17 protein-coding genes and 3 tRNA genes are annotated in these 23350 nt (G+C 62.6%); 5 read left to right on the plus strand and 15 right to left on the minus strand.

What is annotated here, in order from left to right; genetic code table 11:
* Window positions 1-107: 107 nt before the first annotated feature.
* The 6 genes from L6Q67_RS10385 to L6Q67_RS10410 all read right to left on the minus strand — a co-directional run bounded on the left by L6Q67_RS10385 (window position 108) and on the right by L6Q67_RS10410 (window position 6353).
* Window positions 108-2243, minus strand: a complete 2136-nt coding sequence (locus L6Q67_RS10385; RefSeq protein WP_296568821.1) for an MtrB/PioB family decaheme-associated outer membrane protein — start codon at window positions 2241-2243, stop codon at window positions 108-110.
* Window positions 2244-2258: 15 nt separating this feature from the next.
* Window positions 2259-3245: a DmsE family decaheme c-type cytochrome gene (locus L6Q67_RS10390; RefSeq protein ID WP_296568824.1), complete on the minus strand. Its 987-nt coding sequence runs from the start codon at window positions 3243-3245 to the stop codon at window positions 2259-2261.
* A 68-nt stretch (window positions 3246-3313) separates the two neighbouring features.
* Window positions 3314-3670, minus strand: coding sequence for a c-type cytochrome (locus tag L6Q67_RS10395; RefSeq protein ID WP_296568826.1), 357 nt, complete (start codon window positions 3668-3670; stop codon window positions 3314-3316).
* Between the two features lie 52 nt (window positions 3671-3722).
* Complete coding sequence (locus L6Q67_RS10400; protein WP_296568829.1) at window positions 3723-4337, minus strand: cytochrome b/b6 domain-containing protein; 615 nt, start codon at window positions 4335-4337, stop codon at window positions 3723-3725.
* Window positions 4330-5277, minus strand: a complete 948-nt coding sequence (locus L6Q67_RS10405; protein WP_296568831.1) for a cytochrome c3 family protein — start codon at window positions 5275-5277, stop codon at window positions 4330-4332. Before L6Q67_RS10405 ends, L6Q67_RS10400 begins: the two co-directional genes overlap by 8 nt.
* Before the next feature lie 275 nt (window positions 5278-5552).
* Entirely contained in the window at window positions 5553-6353 is an 801-nt protein-coding gene (locus L6Q67_RS10410) for an MOSC domain-containing protein (RefSeq protein WP_296568835.1), read from the minus strand.
* Window positions 6354-6475: 122 nt separating this feature from the next.
* Here L6Q67_RS10410 and L6Q67_RS10415 point away from each other — a divergent pair, with 122 nt between their 5' ends.
* The 4 genes from L6Q67_RS10415 to L6Q67_RS10430 all read left to right on the plus strand — a co-directional run bounded on the left by L6Q67_RS10415 (window position 6476) and on the right by L6Q67_RS10430 (window position 12580).
* Window positions 6476-6727: a hypothetical protein gene (locus L6Q67_RS10415; RefSeq protein ID WP_296568838.1), complete on the plus strand. Its 252-nt coding sequence runs from the start codon at window positions 6476-6478 to the stop codon at window positions 6725-6727.
* A gap of 91 nt (window positions 6728-6818) precedes the next feature.
* Window positions 6819-8705: a S8 family serine peptidase gene (locus L6Q67_RS10420; RefSeq protein ID WP_296568840.1), complete on the plus strand. Its 1887-nt coding sequence runs from the start codon at window positions 6819-6821 to the stop codon at window positions 8703-8705.
* Between the two features lie 48 nt (window positions 8706-8753).
* Window positions 8754-11894 carry an error-prone DNA polymerase gene (locus L6Q67_RS10425; RefSeq protein WP_296568848.1) on the plus strand — a complete coding sequence of 1047 codons (3141 nt, stop codon included), beginning with the start codon at window positions 8754-8756 and terminating at the stop codon, window positions 11892-11894.
* Between the two features lie 59 nt (window positions 11895-11953).
* The gene (locus tag L6Q67_RS10430) at window positions 11954-12580 is read left to right on the plus strand and encodes a hypothetical protein (protein ID WP_296568855.1); all 627 of its coding nucleotides are present in this window, start codon (window positions 11954-11956) and stop codon (window positions 12578-12580) included.
* Window positions 12581-12623: 43 nt separating this feature from the next.
* Here the strand turns inward: L6Q67_RS10430 and L6Q67_RS10435 are convergent, their stop codons facing one another.
* On the minus strand, window positions 12624-14777 hold the full coding sequence (locus L6Q67_RS10435) for an ABC transporter substrate-binding protein (RefSeq protein ID WP_296568858.1): 2154 nt from the start codon (window positions 14775-14777) through the stop codon (window positions 12624-12626).
* A 102-nt stretch (window positions 14778-14879) separates the two neighbouring features.
* Between L6Q67_RS10435 and fabI the strand changes: the two genes are divergently transcribed.
* Window positions 14880-15674, plus strand: coding sequence for an enoyl-ACP reductase FabI (fabI, locus tag L6Q67_RS10440; RefSeq protein WP_296568860.1), 795 nt, complete (start codon window positions 14880-14882; stop codon window positions 15672-15674).
* A 101-nt stretch (window positions 15675-15775) separates the two neighbouring features.
* On the opposite strand, the gene L6Q67_RS10445 is transcribed toward fabI, so the two are convergent.
* The 8 genes from L6Q67_RS10445 to clpP form a co-directional block, all read right to left on the minus strand.
* Window positions 15776-17683: a SurA N-terminal domain-containing protein gene (locus tag L6Q67_RS10445; protein ID WP_296568862.1), complete on the minus strand. Its 1908-nt coding sequence runs from the start codon at window positions 17681-17683 to the stop codon at window positions 15776-15778.
* Window positions 17684-18007: 324 nt separating this feature from the next.
* Window positions 18008-18084: transfer RNA gene (locus L6Q67_RS10450), tRNA-Asp, on the minus strand.
* A 25-nt stretch (window positions 18085-18109) separates the two neighbouring features.
* Window positions 18110-18185: transfer RNA gene (locus tag L6Q67_RS10455), tRNA-Val, on the minus strand.
* A gap of 35 nt (window positions 18186-18220) precedes the next feature.
* Window positions 18221-18493: an HU family DNA-binding protein gene (locus tag L6Q67_RS10460; RefSeq protein ID WP_296568864.1), complete on the minus strand. Its 273-nt coding sequence runs from the start codon at window positions 18491-18493 to the stop codon at window positions 18221-18223.
* Window positions 18494-18716: 223 nt separating this feature from the next.
* Window positions 18717-18791: transfer RNA gene (locus tag L6Q67_RS10465), tRNA-Arg, on the minus strand.
* Window positions 18792-18893: 102 nt separating this feature from the next.
* Window positions 18894-21308 (minus strand): endopeptidase La, encoded by a 2415-nt coding sequence (gene lon / locus L6Q67_RS10470; protein ID WP_296568867.1) that lies wholly within the window; start codon window positions 21306-21308, stop codon window positions 18894-18896.
* A gap of 86 nt (window positions 21309-21394) precedes the next feature.
* The gene (clpX, locus tag L6Q67_RS10475) at window positions 21395-22666 is read right to left on the minus strand and encodes an ATP-dependent Clp protease ATP-binding subunit ClpX (protein WP_296568870.1); all 1272 of its coding nucleotides are present in this window, start codon (window positions 22664-22666) and stop codon (window positions 21395-21397) included.
* A gap of 38 nt (window positions 22667-22704) precedes the next feature.
* Entirely contained in the window at window positions 22705-23349 is a 645-nt protein-coding gene (gene clpP, locus L6Q67_RS10480) for an ATP-dependent Clp endopeptidase proteolytic subunit ClpP (RefSeq protein ID WP_296568873.1), read from the minus strand.
* Window position 23350: the final 1 nt, after the last annotated feature.

Below are 23350 nucleotides of genomic sequence, written 5' to 3' on the forward strand. Positions count from 1 at the left end.
CCCTTCGGCCTGCAGCAGCTCGCAGGCCAGCAAAAAGCCCCGGTTTTGGCCGGGGCTTTTTGCATGGCGGGCAGCGAAAGCCGCCCGGGGGCTAATTGCGACTCTGCTCAGAAGGAGTGCAGCAGGGACAGGCCGATCACCTGGGTGGTCTGCTCCGGCTTCACATACACCCGCGTCCCGTCGGCATACACCCAGTTGCTCCAGGTGTAGTCGTCCATCTTGCGCATGTCGTAGATGTAGTCGAGACGCACGCGGGTGGCCTTGCTCACCGGATACATGCCGAACAGCTTGAGGGTGTTCTGGGTGTACTTGGTGTCGGGCAGGATGCCCATGGCGCTGGCCACCGGGGCCGTGGTGGTGCAGGCCGCGTTGGTGCAGGTGGTGGCCGGCATCTTGCTCACCTCCTGCTTGTTCACGTCCTGGTAGATCAGCAGCTGGGCGCCCACATCCACCCGGCTGATCCGACCATTGAGGCCGACGCCGAACTGGTCGGAGTCCTGCTTGAGGTTGGCATCCCACTGCACCAGGGTGCCGGTGCGGAAGGTATTGACCGTGCAGTTGCTGCTGTTGCCGGTGGTACACACCGCGCCCTGGGCGTACTGGCGGGTTTCACCGTTTTGCTTGGTGTACCAGGCATTGAGCTTCCACACATCGCTGATGGCATAGCTGCCGTCCACCGAGAAGATCTGCCCCTGCCCCTTGTCGAGGCCGTAGGTGCTCTTGTTGTAGTCCTCGAAGTAGGCTTCAACAGCAAACTGCAGGTTCAGATTCTCGGTGGCCGCCAGATCGAGCATGCCGCGGACACGATCCCGGTTGCGGTCGGCCAGGTACACCGGAAGGATGGGCGGCGTGATGCCTTGATTCCATTCGGAGCCCTTGCGCTCGGCGTGGGAGAAGCTGAGGGTACCGTTGATGGACTCGCCCATGCTGCGGGAAACGGCGATGCGCGAGGTCAGCTCGGACACATCGTGACGCTCCCACTCCTTGCTGCTCTTGTTGGTGTAGTCGAAGCCGCCGGTCAGGTTGAAGCCCGCCCCCAGCCGGTAGCTGGCCTCGAGCTTGCCCCAGTTGGCCGTGTGGGACTCGGGGTTGTTGTAATAGTTGGTCGTGACGCCACTGCTGGTGGAGGTACCGAAGATGCGCACCGGGGTCTTGTCCTGGCGGTCTTCGTAGCGCCAGGAGGCGAGCAGCTTCAGGTCTCGGGTCAGGCGGGACGTGATGGCGGAATAGACTTCGGTGGTCTGCACCTTGGCGTTCAGGTTGCCGCCGATGCCGGCCAGGGTGGGCTGGCCCACCAGGAAGGCGTCATCCTGCCGCCCCTCGGACCAGGCGACCTTCAGGTTGGCCCGGGTGTCCCTGGAGAAGTTGTAGGCGCCCGTCACGTAGAACTGCTGCACGGAGTTGTCCGGCGCCAGGGCGATGGGCGACAGGTTGGCTGCCACCAGCGCGGTATTGGTGCCGGGCGCCACCGTGAGGGCGTTCTGCTTGGTCCCCAGGAAGCTGCCGTAATAGCCCGCGGCCAGCTGGTACTTGTCGGTGGCGTACTCCACCGTGGCCTCCAGCTGCTTGTGGTTCTGGTTGATGGGCTCCGGCGCAAACAGGAAGGCGCTGTAGATATTGGCCGGCGTGGCGCCGCTGCCGGTCACCCCACGCACGCCACTCAGGCGGGTGCCCACCTTGTCCTCGTTCTTGACGGTGAAGCCGAGCTTGAGCCCCGGCATCAGGAACTTGCTGGCCGCCAGGGTGGTGATCTCCCTTTCGGTCTTCAGGGTGACGTCGTAGAGGCCGGCGTTGTTTGCCGCAGCGGCGGTGCTGGCGATGTTCGGCTGGACGATGCCCGTGCTGCCCACGCCCGTCACCGCGGTGTTCACCTGGTAGGGGCTGTAGCGGGGAATCTGGTCGTAGTCGAGGCTGATCGACCAGTCGCCCTGCTTCTCGTAGGAGATGCCCATCTCCTGGGTGCGCAGGCCAAGGTTGCGGGCGTTGATGCGGAACCACTCGGCGTCCTTGCGGCGCACGTAGTCGAGATCGGCATTGGCGTTGATGCCGGCGTTGTTCACCCCGTCGTACTGGCGGTACAGGGGGTTGATCTTGTCCGTGTAGGGCAGATTGATGGCGGCCTCAGCGGTGTTGGGCGAGGTCAGCTCGGCGATTTCGTCCTCAGCCCAGGCAGAAGCAGCCGGAAAGGCCGCCGCCAGCGCAATGGCAAGGATGGTCGGCCTGAAAATGGATTGCGTGCTCATGATCCCTCTCCTCGATCAGCGGAAGAAGCGGAAGGGTCCGCTGGACGTCGCATTGCTCGGGCTGTTGCTGCCATGGATGTTGGTGTGGCAGTTGGAACAGCCCCGGGCCTGGGCATAACCCGGGCCGATGTTGCTGCTGACGGCATTGGGCATGTTGGCGCGGATGGCCGGCACATTGCCCGGGTGGGATGCATCAGCGTGACATTGCTGACAGAGGAAGGGCTGGCGGGCCTTGAGCATGGCCTCGGCAGTGGTGCCGTGGGGGTTGTGGCAGTTGCCGCAATCCTCAACGACCGGCTGATGGTTATGCACGAAGGGGCCGCGCTTTTCGGCGTGGCAGGTGTAGCAGGTGGCGTTGGTGGTGTCCTTGACCAGCATCTTCGGCCCGGCGGAGCCGTGGGCGTTGTGGCAGTCGGAACAGGTCATCTTGCCTTCGGGGATGGGGTGATGCGAGGGCTTGCTGGCCTCGGCACGCTGCTGCTTGTGGCAGGTGTAGCAGACCTCGGCCTGGGCACGCTTGTCACGCACCTTATCCTTGGCCACGTGCACCTGGTGGCAGGAGGTGCAGCCCACATCGCGGTTGGCGTGGGCGCTGGTGTTCCAGTTCATGTGCTTGCCATCCTGGTGGCAGGTGGTACAGGCAGCGCTTTTCTCTTCGGCAGTCAGCCGGGAGGTCTTGCCGAAGTTGCGGTCGGTGCCCGGGCGATCCTTGAGTTTCTGCGGGTTGTAGGTGTGCAGATCGCTCTCGCCGTGGCAGTTGGTGCAACTGGGCGTGCGGCCGTCGGCCAGAGTGCCGTGCTTGGTCTTGCCGATGTGCAGGATCTTGGGTTCGTCGGACTCATCGTGGCAACTGGTGCACTTGGCGTCGCCCTTCAGGACCAGGTCCTTTGCGGGGGGCTTGGCTGCGCTGGTGGCCGGCACATCGGCCGCGAGGGCGGCAGACGAACCGGCAAGGGCCCCGAGCATGAGGCACGAGGCAAACAACTGTCGCAAGACTTTCATTTCTTTCTCCCTGATCCTGCTATCGGTTTCCACCAGGCCCCGGCAAGTCGGGGCCTGTCCTGCGGGTACTATTTGGCGAGGGACAAGATCCAGTCCGTCAGATTCTTGATGGCGGCCTTGTCCTTGGTCTTCAGTACTTTGTGCTCTTCCTCCTTGCCGTCATCGAACTTGACCATCTCGGCGGAGGTCAGGTGATGGACGAGCTTGGCTTCGGCGTCGGCCTTGCCTTTCAGGGACTTGGAAATGTCCGTGAGGGACTTGGCTTCCTTCTTCTTGTCGAGGGCATGGCACTTGAGACAGCCCTCCTTCTTGGCCAGGGCCTGGGCGGCGTCCGCATCGACGGCCTGGGCATGGACCTGGGCCGACAGGAACAGGCCGGTGCTGCAAAGACCGCCAAGGACAAGGGCCTGCAGGGTGGATCTCATCTGAACTCTCCTTGAGGATGGTTTTTAGGTTGGGGGAAACGGGTCGGGTGGCTCAATGTTCGTACCAGCCGGTGAACATCATCTTGAACAGGCTGCTGACCTTGGGGCCCATGGTGCCGAGGTAGATGTGGCTGACCATGAACAGCAGGATCACCGCCGCGCCGAGGTAATGCACCAGCGCCACCGGCAACAGGCCGTCCAGGCCGAACAGGGTGGCCGGCGCGAACTGGGGATAGAGGAAGACGAGCCCGCTGAGGATCACCACCGGCATCACCAGGTACATGATCGACCAGTAGGTGACGGCCTGCAGGGCGTTGAAATTGACCTCCGGGGTCGGCGGGAAGGGCTCGGCCTCCCCCTTGAAGATGCCCGACCCGTAGAACTGCATCTGGCGCAGGCAGCGCTGGATGACGCCTGGCGATTTGGGCACGTACTGCCACCAGTTGCCGGAAACGATGTTGCCGATCACGAAGCCGGCGTAGAGCACCGCCAGACAGACGCCGGCAATGTTGTGGATGCGGGCCGCCAGGGAAAACTCCACCAGGGGCAGGCCAGGGTCGGAGAAATGCAGGCTGATGCCGGTGATCGACAGCACGATGATCGCCAGGGCATTGCTCCAGTGCCACAGGCGGATCCACAAGGGCAGCATGAAAACGCGCTTAGTCATGGTTCTTGCTCCTGCGCAGACGGGTCGTGATGATGCGGACGATGCCATGGCCGATGACGCCCAGCACGGTGGCGATGAACAGGGCAATCAGGGCCTTGTCGAGGGTGGGGTTGCGGGTGGCGCCAACCACGTAGGCGCTGCTCAGCATGACGCTGTTGAGGAAGCCGTACTTGTTCTGCTCCTCGGCCTGCAGGTGACGGTAGAGACGGGCGTTGAGGGAGGAGTTGGCGCTGTGGCAGGTGGCGCACTTCTTCTCCGCCTTGTCCTTGTTCTGGATCTCGTGGGACAGGGAGAGCTTGTCTTCGGTGGGGGTATGGCACTCGACGCAGCGCACGGCCTTCCAGTGCAGGCGGGTGTTGGGCAGCCAGTCGTGGATTTCGTCGATGGGCGGACGCTTCTTGTTGTCCGGCGCCATCTTGGCGAAGGCCAGATCGGAGTCGTGACAGTCGAGGCAGATCTTGTTGTCCTGGGCCACGATCTTGTGGGGATCGCGCAGCTTGCTGGCCAGGGCCATGGTATGGGCGTTGTGGCAGGTCTTGCAGGTGAAGGTGTCACTCAGGTTCTCGGCGTGCACCGACTTGTCGAACTGGCGTTCGATGCGCATGGCCTTGCGGGCATGGCAATCCTGACATTCGGCTATCTCATCCTTGGCATCGGCGGCGTGGGGATGTTCGGCATAGCCGTCGCCGTGGCACTTGGTACAGGCCATCTGCCCGTGATCCGATGCCGTGAAGGTATCCAGGTGGACCAGGTGACTGCGCAGTTTCTTGAGATCCATCCCCTCCTTGGGAGGCTTCTTGAGCCCCGCTTCCGAGTGACAGCTGAGGCACTCGGCATTGGCGGCCCGGATCTTCACGAGCTCTTCGGGGGTGGGGGGTGGATCATCGCCAAAGGCCAGCGGCGCGGCCAGCAGAGCCAGTAGTGCCGCGGCTCCACGCATTTTTTTTCCAAGATTCCCGAACACTTGAATTCCCCTGTTGGCAGATCGGGAAATTATCGGCTTCTGTTTTTTACATAGGATAAATCGATGCAGTTAATTGCCCTGGATTTGACGGAGATCAAGGCTGGAGACCCATTTCCAGCTGATTTCGGGGAACCCAATTTGGGAAAAAAAGACACATCAGGAATAGCTAATTAAGCAAATGTTGATTCACTTACCCTCCGTTGGGCCTTTACCTGCCCTTTGCTCTCCCCCTGCCCCGGGACAAGGCAGCATCACTCCAGAACCTCCACGGGCATCCCACACTGCAATTCCGTGCGCCCCTCGGCAATCACGTTCTGCCCGAAGATCACCCCATCAGGGGTCTTGCGATACTTGGCAAGGGTTCGCAGGGGCTCCTGATCCAGCGCCTTGCGTCCGGTCTCCGGATCGACGGTCGTAAATACACAGCGCTCGCAGGGCTTGGCAATGCGGAAGGTGGCCGTGCCGATGCGGATGCGCTTCCAGCCATCTTCGGCAAAGGCTTCCGCCCCGGACACCACCAGGTTGGGGCGGAAGCGCGCCATGGCCAGCGGGCGCCCTACCCGCGCGGACAGGTCGTCGAGGGAAGCCTGACCAATGATGAGCAGCGGGTAGCCGTCGGCAAAGGACAAGGGGACGCATTCATCCGTCCTGACGCGCCTGGCCGTCTCGGTGCCGGTCCACAGGAGCCGAAGGCGCGTGCCCACGTAGGCTGAGATCCAGTCCGCCGCCTCCGGGCTCCCCTCCCAGGCGGCAAAGCGGTCGCCCCACACGGTGGTCTCACAGGCTTCGGTGAAGGCACTGTTGGGCACGAAGAGGGCTTCCCTGCCCGGCGCCGAGAGGGTCAGCCCGAGCGCCGTGGGATGGGCATCAATCAGGACCAGCTCCGGGTAGTCACGCCCCGTGACAAAGCGGCCGGACGGATCAGCCACCATCCACATGCGATCGAATGGCAGGCCCAGGGGGCTGACCGGGCTGGCATCCAGGCGTTGCCCGCGCATGGACTTGACGGGATAACGGTAAAGGGCGGAGAGAACGGGCGAGGTGTCGGACATGGTGGCGGCTAAGAGCGGATGGTGGCCCCGATTATCCGCGCAGCCCGGACAGGCGGGCAATGCGCCCGCCCGCCTGCCGGTACAATGCGAGGCTTGTCTCCCGCCCTGCGATCATTCACGCCATGACCTACGAAGAACACCTGGACGAAGTCACCACCCTCATCTTTGAGCGTTTCGGCCTCAGCGAACACGCCGCCATCCAGCTTGTCATGAAAGCCCAGGCGGCCGGCTATTTCAGCGAACACGACGACGACCCGAGCCTGTGCACCCAGCTGCGGGCCGAGCAGGATGCCAAGCGGGTGTTCAAGGAATACGGCAAGCCGGCGCCCGCCGCACCGTCCGGCGGCCCGACCAAGGGGCGTCAGCGCCGCTGAACGGGAGTCCGCCAAAGAGCCGGGCTGTTTTTTTCATGCGCAATCAATCCTAATGGCATAAAGTGGCAAGCCCTTTCCAAGCGGAAATCCCATGTTCACCCGAAATATCCCTGCACGCCCGATGAAAGTGCTCACCCGAATCAGTCTGGCCTTGACTGCCCTGGCAGCCCTCCCCTTGTGCGCCCATGCGGACGAGCCCAGTGAAGCCCGGGTCATCGTCAAGCTCAAGGCCAGCTCCACCCTCAAGCAGATCCAGGCGGCGGGACGTGTCGAAACCCTGGGCACCCGGCTCGGGCTGACCGCCCAGATGGTCAGCCAGCCCGGCCGGGATCTCCATGTGATGCGCGCCAGCGGCCTGACATCCGAAGCGCTGGCCGCCCGGCTGGCCCGGGACGCCGACGTGGAATACGCCGTCCCCGACCGCATCAAGAAGATCAGCGCCCTGCCCAACGACCCCCTGTACGGGTTCCAGTGGTATCTGCAGGCTCCCGACACCACCCGCCTCGCCGCCACCAACGCCCAGGCCGCCTGGGATCTGACCCGCGGCAGCAGCGCGGTCATCGTGGCGGTGGTGGACTCCGGCGTACGCCTCGATCACGAGGATCTGGCCCCGCGCCTGGTGGCCGGTTACGACTTCATCACAGACAACCTCAATGCCAACGACGGCCAGAGCGGCCGCGACGCCGACCCCTCGGACCCTGGCGATTACGTGTCCCTGGCCGACCGCAGCAATCCGGCCCTGGTCGCCCTGTGCGGCACCCTGAGGACCCAGGCCAGCAGCTGGCATGGCACCCAGGTGGCCGGCATTCTGTCTGCAGAAACCAACAATTCCCGGGGTATCGCCGGCATGGGCGGTTCCACCCGCATCCAGCCCATCCGCGTGCTCGGCAAATGCGGCGGCTTCGACTCGGACATCATCGCCGGCATGCGCTGGGCGGCCGGGCTGGCCGTCCCTGGCGTCCCCAGCAATCCGACACCGGCGCGGGTGATCAACCTCAGCTTGGCTGGTGCAGGCACCTGCAGCGCCGCCTACCGCTCGGCGATTGCCGAAATCCGCGCCGCCGGCACCCTGATCGTCGCCGCAGCCGGCAATGAATCCGGTGCCGTCGATGAGCCCGCCAACTGCCCGGGCGTGCTGGCCGTGGCCGGCATCCGTCATGCGGGCACCAAGGTCGGCTATTCGAGCCACGGTATCGAGGTGGGCATCAGCGCCCCGGCCGGCAACTGCGTCAATATCCTGGAGGGCCAGCCCTGCCTGTTTCCCCTGGTCACCCTGACCAACCAGGGCAGCACCAGCCCGGCGGGCAATACCTACACCGGAACGGGCGACAGCACCGTGGGCACCAGCTTTGCCGCACCGCTGGTGGCGGGCACTGCCGCGCTCATGCTGGCCGCCAACCCGGCCCTGACCGAGACGGACGTGAGCCGCTTCATCAAGAGCAGCGCCACCCCCTTTCCCCTGGAAAACACGCTGCCCACCTGCCCCATCACCTCCGCAGATGGCCAGTGCAACTGCACCACCACCACCTGCGGCGCGGGCATGCTGAATACCGCGGGTGCCGTTTCCGCCGCAGCGGCGGCGGCTGTCACCGATCCGGTGGCAAAGATCAGCGTGCCGGCCTCTCCCACGGCAGGTGCGGCCATCACCCTGGGCTCGGCCGGCAGCACGGCCCCCGGCGGAGCCACCCTGGTCGGCTGGAAGTGGACCCAGCTCAGCGGCCCGGGCACCGGCAGCTTCAGCGCCGACAACGTCGCCAGCCCTTCCTTCACGGCCCCCGTGGCCGGCACCTATGTACTGAGCCTGACCGTCACCGATGACACGGGGCGCCAGGGAACGAGCCAGGTGACGGTCGAAGTCCAGGCCGCAGCGACAAAATCCTCCGGCGGCGGAGGTGGCGGCGCGATGGACCTCGGCAGCCTGGGCGTCCTTCTGTGCCTGGCGATCCTGACGGCAAGGCGACGCCTCCTCAGACGCTGACCCCCGGGGAGGCTTGCCCGAAGGACTGTTTATTTATACAGTCAACCCATGACAAGCCTCCTCACCCCTGCGTTTGCCGAACTCTACTGCCGCAGCAACTTCAGCTTCCTTACCGGCGCATCCCACCCGGAAGAGCTGGTCGCCCAGGCCCAGGCCCTGGGCTACGCGGCCCTGGCCATCACCGACGAATGCTCCCTCGCCGGCGTAGTCCGGGCCCACGCCCAGTGGCGCCAGCAGCCAGACACGCTGAAACTGCTGATCGGCACCTCGCTACAGCTCGCCGACGGCCCCCGGCTGGTGCTGATCGCCACTGACCGCTCCGCCTACGGACACCTCTCCAGCCTCATCAGCAAAGGCCGGCGTGCTGCGGACAAGGGGGCTTACCACCTGCGGCGCGGCGATCTGGAAGATGGGCTGCCCAGCTGCCTGGCCCTGCTGATCCCTCCTGATACGACGGGAGACCGCCCCGACGAGCTCGCTACCGATGCCTGCTGGCTGGCCGGCCTCTTTCCGGGCGCGAGCTGGCTGGCGGCCCCCCTGCAGCTAGGGCCCGACGATGCCTGGCGCCGCCGCTGGATCGCCGATGCAGCCCGGCGCGCCGGCATTGCGGTGGTCAGCTCCTGTGCCCCCCTGATGCACACCCCGGAGCGCAAGGCCGTGGCCGATGTGCTGGGCGCCCTGCGCCACCGCTGCAGCCTGGACGAAGCCGGCTATCTGCTGGCGCCCAACCGCGAAGCCCACCTGCAGCCCCGGGCCCGGCTGGGCGAACACCACCCGGCAGAATGGCTGGCCGAAACCCTGCAGGTGGCCGCCCGCTGTGATTTCACCCTGGACACCCTGCGCTACGAATACCCTGAGGAGATCGTGCCCGCCGGGGCCACGGCGACGCGCCATCTGCGGACGCTGGTGGAACAGGGGCTGCGTCGTCGCTACCCCGACTGGGCGGCCGGCAGGACTCCCCTGCCTGAAGGCATCCAGGCACAGGTGGACAAGGAGCTCGCCCTGATTGCCGAGCTGCGTTACGAGGCCTTCTTCCTGACCGTCGAGGACATCGTGCGCTTTGCCCGCAGTCAGAAGATCCTGTGCCAGGGACGTGGTTCGGCGGCCAACTCGGTGGTCTGCTATGCCCTGGGCGTCACCGAGGTCGCCCCGGCCGAAGCCAGCCTGCTGTTCGAGCGCTTCATCTCCCGGGAGCGCAACGAGCCCCCCGACATCGACGTGGATTTCGAGCACGACCGCCGCGAGGAGGTCATCCAGTACATTTACCGCAAGTACGGCCGTGACCGGGCGGCCCTGGCCGCCACCGTGATCCGCTACCGCCCCAGGAGCGCCCTGCGCGACGTGGGCCGCGCCCTGGGTTTCGATGGCGGCCAGCTGGATCAGCTCACCCGCCGCCTGGCCTGGTGGGATGGCCTGACGGTGTCACCGGAGCGGATCCGCGAAGCTGGCCTCGACCCGGCAAACCCCCGCATCAGTCTGCTGCTCGAACTGGCCAACGAACTCGTCGGCTTTCCCCGCCACCTGTCCCAGCACGTGGGGGGGTTCGTCATCTCCCGGGGCCCCCTGGCCGAACTGGTCCCCGTGGAAAACGCCGCCATGGCAGACCGCACCGTCATCCAGTGGGACAAGGACGACCTGGAAGCCCTCGGCCTGCTCAAAGTGGATGTGCTGGCCCTGGGCATGCTGTCGGCCATTCGCCGCAGCCTGGCGCTGATCAGCCAGTGGCGGGGCGCACCTTTTGCCATGGGCGACATCCCCCGGGAGCAGCCGGAAGTCTACGACATGCTCTGCGAAGCCGATGCGATGGGTGTCTTCCAGGTCGAATCCCGGGCCCAGATGAGCATGCTGCCGCGTCTGCGCCCCCGCCGTTATTACGATCTGGTGGTGGAGGTCGCCATCGTGCGGCCCGGGCCGATCCAGGGTGGCATGGTGCATCCCTACCTTTCCGCCCGGGAGAAGCTTGCCCGGAATGAAGAAATCACCTATCCCCGGCCGGAAATCGAACCGGTGCTGCGCCGGACCCACGGCGTACCGATCTTCCAGGAGCAAGTGATGCAGCTGGCCATGGTGGCCGCCGGCTTCACCGCCGGCGAGGCCGACCAGCTGCGCCGGGCCATGGGCGCCTGGGGGCGCAAGGGGGAACTCACCCGCTACCAGGACAAGCTCGCCGCCGGCATGCTGGCCCGGGGCTACGAGGCCAGCTTTGCCGAGGCCCTGGGCCGCCAGATTCAGGGCTTCGGGAGCTACGGCTTTCCGGAATCCCATGCGGCCAGCTTCGCCCTGCTGGTGTATGTATCCGCGTGGATCAAGCGCTTCGAGCCCGCCGCCTTCCTGTGCGGCCTGCTCAACAGCCAGCCGATGGGCTTTTACGGCCCCGCCCAGCTGATCCAGGACGCCCGTCGCCATCATGTCGAAGTCCTGCCGGCCGATGCAGCGGACAGCGATTGGGAGTGCACCCTGGCCCCCTCCTCCCTCCCTGGCCGCCCGGCAGCCCGGCTGGGATTGCGTCTGATCAGGGGCTTCACCCCGGAGGCGGCAACACGCATGCAGATGGCACGCCAGCAACGCCGCTTTGAATCGGTGGCGGATCTGGCCCGGCGCGCAGGCCTTAGCGCGACCGAACTGCAGGTGCTCGCCACGGCAGGCGCGCTGGGGAGCCTCGCCGGCCACCGCCGCCAGGCCTGCTGGGCTGCTGCAGGGAGTGAAGTCGCACCCGGCTTGCTGCGGGATGCCCCCATCCCCGACCCCATGCCATCTCTGCCCCCTCCCGGTGAAAGCCAGGAAGTGATCGCCGACTACGCGCGTCTGGGTTTCAGCCTGGGGCGTCACCCCCTGAGTTTCCTGCGTGGTCTGCTGCGTGAGGAGCGCTTCCTGAGCGCCGCAGAAATCGCTGCCTGCCCCGACCGCAAGCTGGCGCGGGCAGCAGGCATCGTCACCTGCCGCCAGCGCCCGGGCACCGCCAAGGGCACCCTGTTCGTCACCCTGGAGGACGAAACCGGCTGGGTGAACGTGATCATCCGGCCAGAACTTCTTGAGGCCGAACGCCGCATTTTGCTGGGCGCACGCCTGCTCGGAGTATATGGACAGATCACCCGCCAGGGCTGCGTGGTGCACCTGCATGCCAAGCGGGTCGTTGACCGCTCTGCCCAATTGGGCCACCTGGCCCCACGAAGCCGGGATTTTCATTGAATCCGGCGCTAATCTTGCGGTCTCATGCATTCAACCGACACTTCCGCACCGGAGCATCCATGTCACTCAAGCACATCATCGCCCTGGTTGCCGCAGGCATCCTGCTCACGGGCTGCGCCAGCTCCACCCTCAAATCCACTTGGCGCGACGATACCGATTCGGGAGTCGTGCCCCGCAAACTGGTGGTTTTTGTCGCCGTGAAGGATGAGAACCTGCGCCGGATGGCGGAAAACCGGGCCCTCCAGTCGATTCCCCCTGGCACCAGCGCCACCGCCGGCCACACACTCGAACTCGACCCCACCCTCGAAACTGCCGAAGTCCGCGCCCGACTGGCCCGCGAGGGCTTCGATGCAGCACTGCTGTCCCGGCTGGTGTCGGTGGACAAATCCCAGGTCGTGGTGCCCCCCCAGACCCAGTTTGCCAACGACCCATTGTTCCGCCGCTTCGGGCCCCGTTACGGCTCCTTCTACACCTTCTACCCCTATGTTTACACCACGCCGGGATACACCGTGGAAAACACCACCGTTGTGGTGGAGACCCTGCTGTATCGCCTTCCGGAAGGCAAACCCGTGTGGACCGCCGTGAGCGAAACCCTCAACCCCAGGTCATCCGCCCAGGTCGTCGAAGAACTCATCAAGCTGTTAGGGAGCAAGCTCCAGTCGGAAGGCCTGCTGCCCACCCGCTGAGGGCCGGAGCGCCGCACTCCTGCCTTTCAGCCAGCCGGGCCGCTCAGGCCCCGGCGCCCGCCCGCTCCCGGCGCCGGTAGTGAATGACGGCCGGTGCCACCGCCAGCGCCCCGACCAGAACAACCAGCGCCAGGGGCCACACCATCGGGCTGTTCCATTCGGCACGCAGACGCTGCCGCGCCTCCACATCGATGCGCTGATACTTGAGACCATTGCGGATGATCTTGCCCGGCTTGCGATTGAGCAACCAGCCATGCTGCAGGGAGTAGGCCTTCTCGTAGAACCCCCACACCCAGGGCGCGTCGTGCTGCAGGATGGACAGCATGCGCTCGATGATGGCCTGACGCTCCGGGCTGTCGGGCATGGCCTTCATGCGTTCGAAGAGACGATCGTATTCGGCGTTTTCATAGTTGGCCGCATTCTCACCCTGGCCCTTGACCTTGCCCTGGGCCCCGTAAAGGAGGAACAGGAAGTTCTCCGGATCCGGGTAGTCGGCATTCCAGCCCCAGTAGAATAGCTGCGCGTTGCCTTTACGGATCTTGTCCTGAAAACGGTTGTAATCCGTCGCCCGGACCACGAGCTGCACATCCAGTTTGCGAAACTGCTTCGACAGCCAGTCGACGGTGGACTTGTCACCCATGCCACCCGCCGTGGTATCCAGATTGACCACCAGCGGCTCGCCGGTCTTCGTGTCCCGGCCGCCAGGGTAGCCTGCCTCGGCCAGCAGACGCCGGGCTTCCTCAACCGATTTGCGCCGGGGTAAGCCGTCCACCCAGTCATACACTTGGGGGTTGATCCCGGCCTTGTCTGCCCGATAGCCGAAAATACCCGGAGGAATCGGATGCATGGCCGGAACACCCCGGCCATTCTGAAAAACCGCAATGAACTCTTCCTGGTCGATGGCAATGGAAATGGCCAGACGCAGCTTGCGTGCCCGTTCGCTGCTGCCCCCCACCACCGGGTCGAGCATATTGAAGCCCATGTACATCACGCTCGGCGCAACCGAAGTGTTGAGCCTGATTCCTTTGGCGACCATCTCGTCACTGAGGGTCACATCCCCCTGCCCGCCCATCTGGACGGCCTGGTCGAAGTTGTCCGACGACACCCCCGAGGCGTCGTAGTAACCCTGCAGAAACTTGTTCCAGTAGGGAATGCTCTCCTTTTCCCGGGTGAACACCACCTTGTCGATGAAAGGCAGCGGCTTGCCACAGTCCGCCAGCAACGCTACCGCCTTGTCCTCGTCCTCCCCTTCGCAGGGGTAGCTCTCGCCGTGATAGTTGGGGTTTTTCACCAGCACCATCCGGGCGTTCGGGTTGTTCTCCTGGAGCATGTAGGGCCCGGTGCCGATGGGCCACCAGTCGAGGGTCAGGTTGCGTTCGGCCATGCCGGGCTGGGAAAAAAAGCGGTCCACCTCGTAGGGCACTGGCGCAAAGAAGGGCATGGCCAGCCAGTAGGGAAACTGGGGATACGCCCCTTTGATCCGCACCCTGTAGGTATAGCGATCCACCACCTCGACGCCGCTCATGGGGTAGTTGCGCAGATCGATCCACGCCTGCCTGTCCTTGCTGGCCTTCTCTCCAGCCACCAGGAGCGCGTGCAGATCCTTCAAACCGATGATGTAGTCCCCCATCAATTCGAGCACAGGGGAGTGCAGACGCGGATGAGCCAGACGCTTGATCTGGTAGACATAGTCCTCTGCGGTCAGCTCCCGCGTGCCGGTAAGCGGAAAATCACCCAGGCTGCGCTTGTCGGCCAGCACAGCGGCGCTCATGTCCAGATAAACCGGCTTGCCCGCACCGTCTGTGGCAAACGCCGGATGTGGCTGATAGCGGATTCCCGGCTGAATCTGGATCTCGTACTCGCTGCGTGCCACCCTGGCCGGATCAACGCCGGCAGGTAACAGTTGCCCTGCTTCGTCGTACTGCCGCAGGGCAGGCATGGCCCGTGCTGTCGCCGGCGCAAGCTGGAACGGACGCTTGAGATAGTGATACTGGAGCGGTGGCTCGTAGATCTGGTACAGGAAAGTCGCCTCGTCCTCACTGTAGGACTGGACCGGATCGAGATGTTTGGGGCGCTGGGTGAAGGCCGAATACAGAATGTTCTGGCCCCGCTCGGCAGCAGGATAGGGATCATTCCAGACCTGCCCGCAGCCCGCAGCCACGGCAACCAGGAGGAGAGTTGCAAGATATCGGATCATCGCACGCATGCCCCCAGTCTACCGGATGTCCCGGAATCCGCGACAGGACGCAGCCGGAAAGCATCCGTTATAATCGAGTGGTTATTCAATGGAGACACCTTGATGGGCTTTCTCGCCGGCAAACGCATTCTCATCACCGGATTGCTGTCCAACCGCTCGATCTCCTACGGGATCGCAAAAGCCATGCACCGGGAAGGCGCCCAACTGGCCTTCACCTATCAGAACGAGCGTTTCCACGATCGCGTCATCAAAATGGCTGCCGAATTCGACAGCACGCTGGTGTACCCCTGTGATGTGCAGAGCGACACCGAAATCGCCAGCCTGTTCGAACAACTCGGTCAGCAATGGGACGGCCTTGATGGCCTGGTGCACTCCATCGCCTTTGCACCCACCGAAGCCCTGGAAGGCGATTTCCTCGACAGCGCTTCCCGGGAAGCCTTCCGCATCGCCCAGGACATCAGCGCCTACAGTTTTCCCGCTCTTGCCAAGGCTGCCCGCCCGATGATGAAGGGGCGCAACGGGGCCATGCTGACCATGTCCTATCTGGGCGCCGTGCGCACCATGCCCAACTACAACATCATGGGTCTGGCCAAAGCCAGCCTCGAAGCTGCCGTCCGCTACATGGCCGTCAGCCTCGGGCCGGAAGGCACCCGGGTCAATGCCATTTCCGCAGGTCCGATCAAAACCCTGGCCGCCTCCGGCATCGGCAGCTTCGGCAAGCTGCTGGCATTCAACGAACGCAATGCCCCCCTGCGGCGCAACGTGACCATCGATGAAGTCGGCAATGCCGCAGCCTTCCTGTGCTCCGACCTCGCCAGCGGCATCACCGGCGAAATCATGTACGTGGATGCCGGCTTCAACACCACAGCCCTCGGCAACCCCGACCAGGGCAGCTGAGCTCCTCCCGATCAGCACAAGCAAAAAAGCCCCTGATCATCAGGGGCTTTTTTTTGCATTCCCGCTCCCTCAAAGGAAGCGGGGCTCCACACCTGCGGCGATTACTTGTCCTTGCTGCCTTCCAGCATCGCAGCATTCACCTTGACGTCGTAGCGCTTGCGCAGCGACGCCACATAGGCCGCAAAATCCTGCTCTGCCAGCAGACGGGAATACTGCTGCTTGATGGCCTGCATCCGCGGATCGTCCTTGCCCGTCGACGTCGGCCGCGTCACCTTCTCGACGCGGAAGAGCACATAGCCAGCCCCCGGAAGCTTCACCCCCGCATAGCTCGGCAGCTTGTCGGACGGCGCACGGAAGATCGCCCTCAGAACCTCCGGCGGAATCCCCTGTTCCATCCGCTTGAGCGGACGTGAAGGACTCCAGTCAATGCTTACGGCCTCACCCTTGTTCAGCTGGACGAGCTTCTTCTCACCATCCTTCTCAGCCTGAACGACAGCCTCCTCCTGGACCAGGACCTTCTCGATCTCTGCCTTCACCTCATCAAAGGGGCGCAGGGCAGCAGGCTTGGATTCGACAACCCGGGCAGCGACCAGCACGCCCTTGCCCACATCCACGGCATCGGTATTGCGCTTGTTCTTCACCGCATCATCGGAGAACACTGCCGTCACAAGCTTCTCGTTGTTGAACGGTGCGGGTGCCTTGCCATTTCGGGCAATCCAGTCCGTGGTCTGAACCGTCAGCTTGTACTTCTCGGCAGCGGGCTTGAGGCTGTCGGCCTGCTCATAAACCAGGTTGGAGAAACCCTCTGCCAACTCGGCAAACTTCCGGCCCGCTTCAAGCTTCTTTAACTCGGCTGCAATCTCGTTCCGGACCTCTTCAAACGGGCGAGCCTGCTCGGCCTTCACCCCCGTCAGCTTGATGACGTGGAAGCCAAAATCAGACTGCACCACACCCGACACGTCCCCTTCCTTGGCGAGACCAAAAGCCGCATCCTCAAAGGCCTTCACCATGGCACCACGACCGAAGAAGCCGAGATCGCCCCCTTTCTCAGCCGAACCCGGATCCTGGGAATGCTCCTTGGCAAGCTTGGCGAAATCGGCGGGGTTGGCCTTGATCTGGGCAGCGATACCTTCGATCTTCTCGCGGGCGGCCTTCACGGCAGCCTCACCCGCATCCTTGCGCGCCTGGATCAGGATGTGGCTGGCACGACGCTCCTCACCCTGACGGAAACGTTCCGGATGCGCGTCGTACTCCTTGCGCAGATCCGCATCGCTCAGACTCAACTGGGCTGCCAGGGCTTCCTGGCTGAGCATCACGTACTCGGCCCGAACCTGGGCCGGAATCTCGAAGCGGCTGCGATTCGCATCGTAGAATTTCTGCGCGGCGCCATCAGCCAGCTTGACGCCTCCGACGAACGGCTGGGTACCGATGCGCGCATCGCTGACCTGCCGCTCCTCGAACTGCACAGCAAAGACACGCTCGGCAGACACACTGGAAACAAGAGCGCCTTCGGCCACTGCACCAACCACCTGCTTCAGTGCCAGATCGCTGCGCAGGCGGGATTCAAACATCGGCTGATTCATTCCCTGTGCCTTGAGCAGTGCCTCATAGCGGGGCAAAGAGAACTGTCCGTTGTCCTGAAAGGCAGGAATGGCGGCAATCGTCTCGCGCATCTGCTGGTCGGAAACAGTCAAGCCCATCTTGCTGGCGTCCAGGGCAAGCAGGCGCTGATTGATCAGATTGTCCAGAACAGCCTTGCGTGCCTCGGCAGTCTCCAGCATCGCGGGATTGAAGTTCTCACCCATGGCGTTGCGCAGGCGCTCCTGCTGTTCCCGCATGGCCTGCTGAAACTCCACCTGGGAGATCGGCGAGCCGCCGATGGAAGCCAGGTCGCCACCACTGCCCGAATTCTTGACGTAGGAATCGACACCAAAAAAAGCGAAAGGAAGAGTGATCAGTAACAGAAAAAGCTGAACAATCTTCTTGTTGTTGCGTACGGCGTCAAACATGCTGAATCCTCGATTGCTGCTAACGGCGGATGATCTGATGAGTGGCAAATACAAAGAAGGCGAACTTGCGTTCGCCTGGTGGAATGCAGTGGCAGCCTGAACGACATGCTTCAATCAGGCCAATTCACGCGTCCTGAATCATGATGCGAGCCTGACTTCTCGCCAAACGACCAAAGCTTTCAAAGTCTACCTGCTGCGGGTTTGGGGAACAAGCCCCGCCAAACCCACGCGAGCCTCACTCGCAGAGATGCACGAAAAGGAGTTGACGCAAAAAAGGCCACTCACGTGGCCTTTTTTACTCACGGTTGTCAGACCGCTGAAACCTGGCGGAGTGGACGGGACTCGAACCCGCGACCCCCGGCGTGACAGGCCGGTATTCTAACCAACTGAACTACCACTCCAACTCATCATCCACCTGGATCAAGGTGGTGGGTGCTGACGGGGTCGAACCGCCGACATTCGCCTTGTAAGGGCGACGCTCTACCAACTGAGCTAAGCACCCGATTGCTTCGCTGATGCAGCGAAATCAATAGCCAATCAGTTTAGCGCATCTTTCAACGCTTTGCCAGGCCTGAATTTAGGAATTTTTGCCGACTTGATCTTTATCGTCGCTCCGGTCCGGGGATTACGGCCCGTTCGGGCCGCCCGCTTGCCGACATGGAAGGTGCCGAACCCCACCAAGGTGACACTGCCGCCCTTCTTCAAAGTCTGTTTGACGGCTGCCACGGCAGCATCAAGCGCTCGACCCGCCGCAGCCTTGGAGATCTCGGCATCTGCAGCAATGTGATCAATCAACTCGGATTTATTCATACTCGCCCCCTCGTTATATAAATTAACAAACAGGAAACTCCGACATCAACTGCCAAAAACCGAACACTTCTCAAGACGGATCGATACCTTGTTCTGACCTTTATATAACGCGCTAAAAATCACGATGTCAAGGGAACGAATCAAGCAGGACAGGGAAATCTGACACAGCAAAAAGCCCGCAAAAGCGGGCTTTTTGAATGCTGCAATACAGCAGGAAACCAACTGGTCCCCCCGACAGGAATCGAACCTGTATCTAGCGCTTAGGAGGCGCTTGTTCTATCCATTGAACTACGGAGAGCGAGGCCCGGCATTCTAGCCGGCTCGAACCAGGAACGCCATGCCCAAAGGCGAGAGGCAAGGAAGACCGGCATTTACGCCGACCTCCCACCTCAACGCGCCATCAGTGCTTTACAACCTCACCGTTGGCCAGGGGCTCGGCAGGAGCAACATTTGCTTCACCGGCGGGTACATCCGGCAGGGCCTCCGGCATTCTTTCAAGTGCATGCTCAAGCACCTGATCAATCCATTTGACGGGAATGATCTCCAGTCCATTCTTGACGTTGTCAGGGATTTCGGTGAGGTCCTTGACGTTTTCCTGGGGAATCAGTGCAGTGCGAATGCCACCGCGGACGGCAGCAAGCAGCTTTTCCTTCAGGCCACCGATCGGCAGGACTTCTCCACGCAGGGTGATTTCACCCGTCATGGCCACATCACAGCGCACCGGAATACCCGTCAGTACGGAAACCAGCCCCGTGCAGATGGCGATACCGGCAGACGGGCCATCTTTGGGGATGGCACCTTCCGGCAGGTGGATGTGGATATCCGACTTCTGGTAGAAATCCTCCTGAATACCCAGGGAGCGGGAACGACGGCGCACCACGGAGAGCGCAGCCTGGATGGACTCCTGCATGACTTCACCCAGCTTGCCGGTGGTCATGATCTTGCCCTTGCCTGGCAGAGCCACGGCCTCGACGGTCAGCAGTTCGCCGCCGACTTCCGTCCATGCCAGCCCCGTCACCTGACCAACCTGGTTTTCCTTCTCGGCCACACCAAAGCTGTACTTGTGTACGCCCAGGTACTTGTCGATGTTCTTGGAATTGACCACGACCTTGGCCTTGCGTTTGCCGAGCACCAGCGCTTTAACAACCTTGCGGCACACCTTGGAGACCTCGCGCTCCAGGCCACGCACGCCCGCTTCGCGGGTGTAGAAGCGCACGATGTCGCGGATGGCGTCTTCGGTCACCGAAAGCTCCTCACGCTTGATCCCGTTGTTCTTCATCTGCTTCGGAACAAGGTAGCGCTGGGCGATGTTGACCTTTTCGTCTTCCGTGTAGCCGGACAGGCGGATCAACTCCATGCGGTCCAGCAACGGCGCCGGAATGTTGAGGGTGTTGGCCGTCGCTACGAACATCACGTCGGACAGGTCGTATTCCACCTCGATGTAGTGATCCACGAAGGTGGAGTTCTGTTCGGGATCCAGCACCTCCAGCAGAGCCGAAGACGGATCGCCACGGAAATCCTGGCCCATCTTGTCCACTTCATCCAGCAGGAACAGCGGGTTACGAACCGCAACCTTGGACATGTTCTGCAGGATCTTGCCGGGCATCGAACCGATATAGGTGCGACGGTGACCACGGATCTCGGCTTCATCACGCACGCCACCCAGGCTCATGCGCACGAACTTGCGGTTGGTGGCGCGAGCCACCGACTGGCCAAGAGAGGTCTTGCCGACGCCCGGAGGCCCGACCAGGCACAGGATCGGCGCCTTGAGCTTGTCCACGCGCTGCTGCACGGCAAGGTATTCAAGGATGCGTTCCTTGACCTTCTCGAGGCCGTAGTGCTCGGTATCCAGCACCTTCTCGGCCTCGGCCAGATCCTTGCTGATCCGGGACTTCTTCTTCCAGGGCAGTCCGACCAGCGTCTCAATGTAATTGCGCACCACGGTGGCTTCGGCCGACATGGGCGACATCAGGCGCAGCTTCTTGAGCTCGGCCTGGGCCTTGGCCATGGCTTCCTTGGTCATCCCGGCGGACTTGATCTTCTTGTCCATCTCCTCGAGATCGGCGCCGTCTTCGCCTTCGCCGAGCTCTTTCTGGATGGCCTTGACCTGTTCGTTCAGGTAGTACTCGCGCTGGCTCTTCTCCATCTGGCGCTTGACGCGGCCGCGGATGCGCTTCTCGACCTGGAGGATATCCAGTTCGGTCTCGAGCTGATTCAGCAGGCGCTCAAGGCGCTCGCCGGCGTCCAGCATTTCGAGGATTTCCTGCTTCTGCTCGAGCTTCAGCGGGAGGTGGGCTGCAATGGTATCTGCCAGCCGGCCCGGCTCCTCAATGCCCGACAGGGAGCTGAGGATCTCGGGAGGAATCTTCTTGTTGAGCTTAACGTACTGGTCGAACTGGCTGATGATGGCCCGGCGCATGGCCTCGACCTCGTTGTTCGGCGCCTCGGCGGCCGGCATGGGGCTGGCCTTGGCGACAAACAGGGTACGCAGGTCTTCAACAGACACCACACGGGCACGCTGGACACCCTCGACCAGCACCTTCACGGTGCCATCGGGCAGCTTGAGCATCTGGAGGATGTTGGCGATGCAACCGAGATCGTAGAGATCCTCGGCGGAAGGCTCGTCCTTGGCTGCGGACTTCTGGGCCACCAGCAGGATGCTCTTGCCGGCTTCCATCGCATTCTCGAGCGCCTTGATGGACTTGGGGCGACCCACGAACAGCGGGATCACCATGTGCGGGAACACCACCACGTCGCGCAGCGGCAGCAGCGGCAGTTCGATCTGTTCTTCGGGGAGGTCAAGCGTGCTCGACATGATTTTTCCTTTAAAGGCACTAAGGCCCCATATGGGGCCCTAGTGACATCAATTCAAGCAGTCCTGCGAAAAACTTCTGCTTGATGTCAGTTGGAGCCGGAGACCTTGGGCTGATCGGCGTAGATCAGGAGCGGCTTGGTGCCGCCATCGATCATGCCTTCGTCGATCACCACTTTGGAAACGTTTTCCATGGAGGGCAGTTCGTACATCGTATCCAGCAGCGTGCCTTCGAGAATCGAACGCAGGCCACGGGCACCCGTCTTGCGCTTGAGGGCCTTGCGGGCAATCGCCTGCAGGGCCGCCGGACGCACTTCGAGTTCGACGCCTTCCATTGAAAACAGTTTCTGGTATTGCTTGATGAGCGCGTTCTTGGGTTCAATGAGGATCTGGATGAGGGCTTCCTCATCGAGCTCCTGCAAGGTCGCGACCACCGGCAGACGACCGATCAGCTCGGGGATCAGACCGAACTTGATCAGATCGCCCGGCTCGACTTCGAGCAGCGCCTCGGAAACGTTCTTGTTTTCGCGGCTCTTCACCTCGGCACCAAAACCGATGCCGAACTTCTCGGTACGGTTGCGGATGACCTTGTCGAGACCATCAAACGCGCCGCCACACACGAACAGGATGTTGGTGGTATCCACCTGCACGAAATCCTGGTTCGGGTGCTTGCGGCCACCCTGCGGCGGCACGGAGGCGATGGTGCCTTCGATGAGCTTGAGCAGGGCCTGCTGCACCCCCTCGCCCGACACATCACGGGTGATGGACGGGTTGTCGGACTTGCGGGAGATCTTGTCGATCTCGTCGATGTACACGATGCCCTGCTGCGCCTTGTCGACCTCGTAGTCGCACTTCTGAAGCAGCTTCTGGATGATGTTCTCGACGTCTTCACCCACATAGCCGGCTTCGGTGAGGGTCGTTGCATCGGCCATCACGAAGGGCACGTTCAGAAGTCTGGCAAGCGTCTGGGCAAGCAGCGTCTTGCCCGAGCCGGTAGGACCGACCAACAGGATGTTGCTCTTGGACAGTTCGACTTCATCGTGCGTCTTGGAGAGATGACGCAGCCGCTTGTAATGGTTGTACACCGCCACCGAAAGAATCCGCTTGGCCGACGCCTGACCAATCACGTACTGGTCGAGAATCGCGCTGATTTCCTTGGGCGACGGAAGCTCACCCTTGACGCCCTTGGCGCCACCGGTGTCTGCACTGATCTCATCACGAATGATGTCGTTGCACAGCTCGATGCACTCATCGCAGATGAACACGGACGGACCCGCGATCAGCTTGCGGACCTCGTGTTGGCTCTTGCCGCAGAACGAGCAATACAACAGCTTCTCTCCGCTCGTTTTCTTGTCCGCCATTACTGCCCTTTCTCTCTGAAACTGAAGCTAGGGGATGATCAAGCCACATCGTTGCGGCTGGTCAGGACCTTGTCGACCAGACCATAGCGCACCGCTTCTTCTGCGGACATGAAATTGTCCCGATCGGTGTCCTTTTCGATGGCCTCGATCGACTGCCCCGTGTGCTTTGCCAGCATGTCGTTGAGCTTGGCACGCAGGGACAGGATCTCGCGGGCGTGGATCTCGATATCCGAAGCCTGGCCCTGGAACCCGCCCAGCGGCTGGTGAATCATGATCCGGGAGTTGGGCAGGGAGAAGCGCTTGCCCTTTTCGCCTGCAGCCAGCAGGAAGGCGCCCATACTAGCCGCCTGCCCGATGCACAGGGTGCTCACGTTCGGCTTGATGAACTGCATGGTGTCGTAGATCGCCATGCCGGCCGTGACAGACCCACCCGGAGAGTTGATGTAGAAGTAGATGTCCTTGTCCGGATTTTCCGACTCAAGGAACAGCAACTGGGCGACGATCAGGTTGGCGGTCACGTCATTGACCGGCCCCACCAGGAACACCACCCGCTCCTTGAGCAGGCGCGAATAGATGTCGTAGGAGCGCTCACCGCGACCGCTCTGTTCGACAACCATCGGGATCAGGCCAAGGCCGACCGGATCCCAGTCACTACGAGAATTCGGGGGTGTCAGGGGATTCATT

This window comes from Zoogloea sp., assembly GCF_023150065.1.
GTDB lineage: Bacteria > Pseudomonadota > Gammaproteobacteria > Burkholderiales > Rhodocyclaceae > Zoogloea.

Excerpts from the sequence above, each read along its gene's own strand:
- L6Q67_RS10385 (WP_296568821.1), bottom strand. The coding sequence starts at position 2,243 with ATGAGCACGCAATCCATTTTCAGGCCGACCATCCTTGCCATTGCGCTG.
- L6Q67_RS10390 (WP_296568824.1), bottom strand. The coding sequence starts at position 3,245 with ATGAAAGTCTTGCGACAGTTGTTTGCCTCGTGCCTCATGCTCGGGGCC.
- L6Q67_RS10395 (WP_296568826.1), bottom strand. The coding sequence starts at position 3,670 with ATGAGATCCACCCTGCAGGCCCTTGTCCTTGGCGGTCTTTGCAGCACC.
- L6Q67_RS10400 (WP_296568829.1), bottom strand. The coding sequence starts at position 4,337 with ATGACTAAGCGCGTTTTCATGCTGCCCTTGTGGATCCGCCTGTGGCAC.
- L6Q67_RS10405 (WP_296568831.1), bottom strand. The coding sequence starts at position 5,277 with ATGCGTGGAGCCGCGGCACTACTGGCTCTGCTGGCCGCGCCGCTGGCC.
- L6Q67_RS10410 (WP_296568835.1), bottom strand. The coding sequence starts at position 6,353 with ATGTCCGACACCTCGCCCGTTCTCTCCGCCCTTTACCGTTATCCCGTC.
- L6Q67_RS10415 (WP_296568838.1), top strand. The coding sequence starts at position 6,476 with ATGACCTACGAAGAACACCTGGACGAAGTCACCACCCTCATCTTTGAG.
- L6Q67_RS10420 (WP_296568840.1), top strand. The coding sequence starts at position 6,819 with ATGTTCACCCGAAATATCCCTGCACGCCCGATGAAAGTGCTCACCCGA.
- L6Q67_RS10425 (WP_296568848.1), top strand. The coding sequence starts at position 8,754 with ATGACAAGCCTCCTCACCCCTGCGTTTGCCGAACTCTACTGCCGCAGC.
- L6Q67_RS10430 (WP_296568855.1), top strand. The coding sequence starts at position 11,954 with ATGTCACTCAAGCACATCATCGCCCTGGTTGCCGCAGGCATCCTGCTC.
- L6Q67_RS10435 (WP_296568858.1), bottom strand. The coding sequence starts at position 14,777 with ATGATCCGATATCTTGCAACTCTCCTCCTGGTTGCCGTGGCTGCGGGC.
- fabI (WP_296568860.1), top strand. The coding sequence starts at position 14,880 with ATGGGCTTTCTCGCCGGCAAACGCATTCTCATCACCGGATTGCTGTCC.
- L6Q67_RS10445 (WP_296568862.1), bottom strand. The coding sequence starts at position 17,683 with ATGTTTGACGCCGTACGCAACAACAAGAAGATTGTTCAGCTTTTTCTG.
- L6Q67_RS10460 (WP_296568864.1), bottom strand. The coding sequence starts at position 18,493 with ATGAATAAATCCGAGTTGATTGATCACATTGCTGCAGATGCCGAGATC.
- lon (WP_296568867.1), bottom strand. The coding sequence starts at position 21,308 with ATGTCGAGCACGCTTGACCTCCCCGAAGAACAGATCGAACTGCCGCTG.
- clpX (WP_296568870.1), bottom strand. The coding sequence starts at position 22,666 with ATGGCGGACAAGAAAACGAGCGGAGAGAAGCTGTTGTATTGCTCGTTC.
- clpP (WP_296568873.1), bottom strand. The coding sequence starts at position 23,349 with ATGAATCCCCTGACACCCCCGAATTCTCGTAGTGACTGGGATCCGGTC.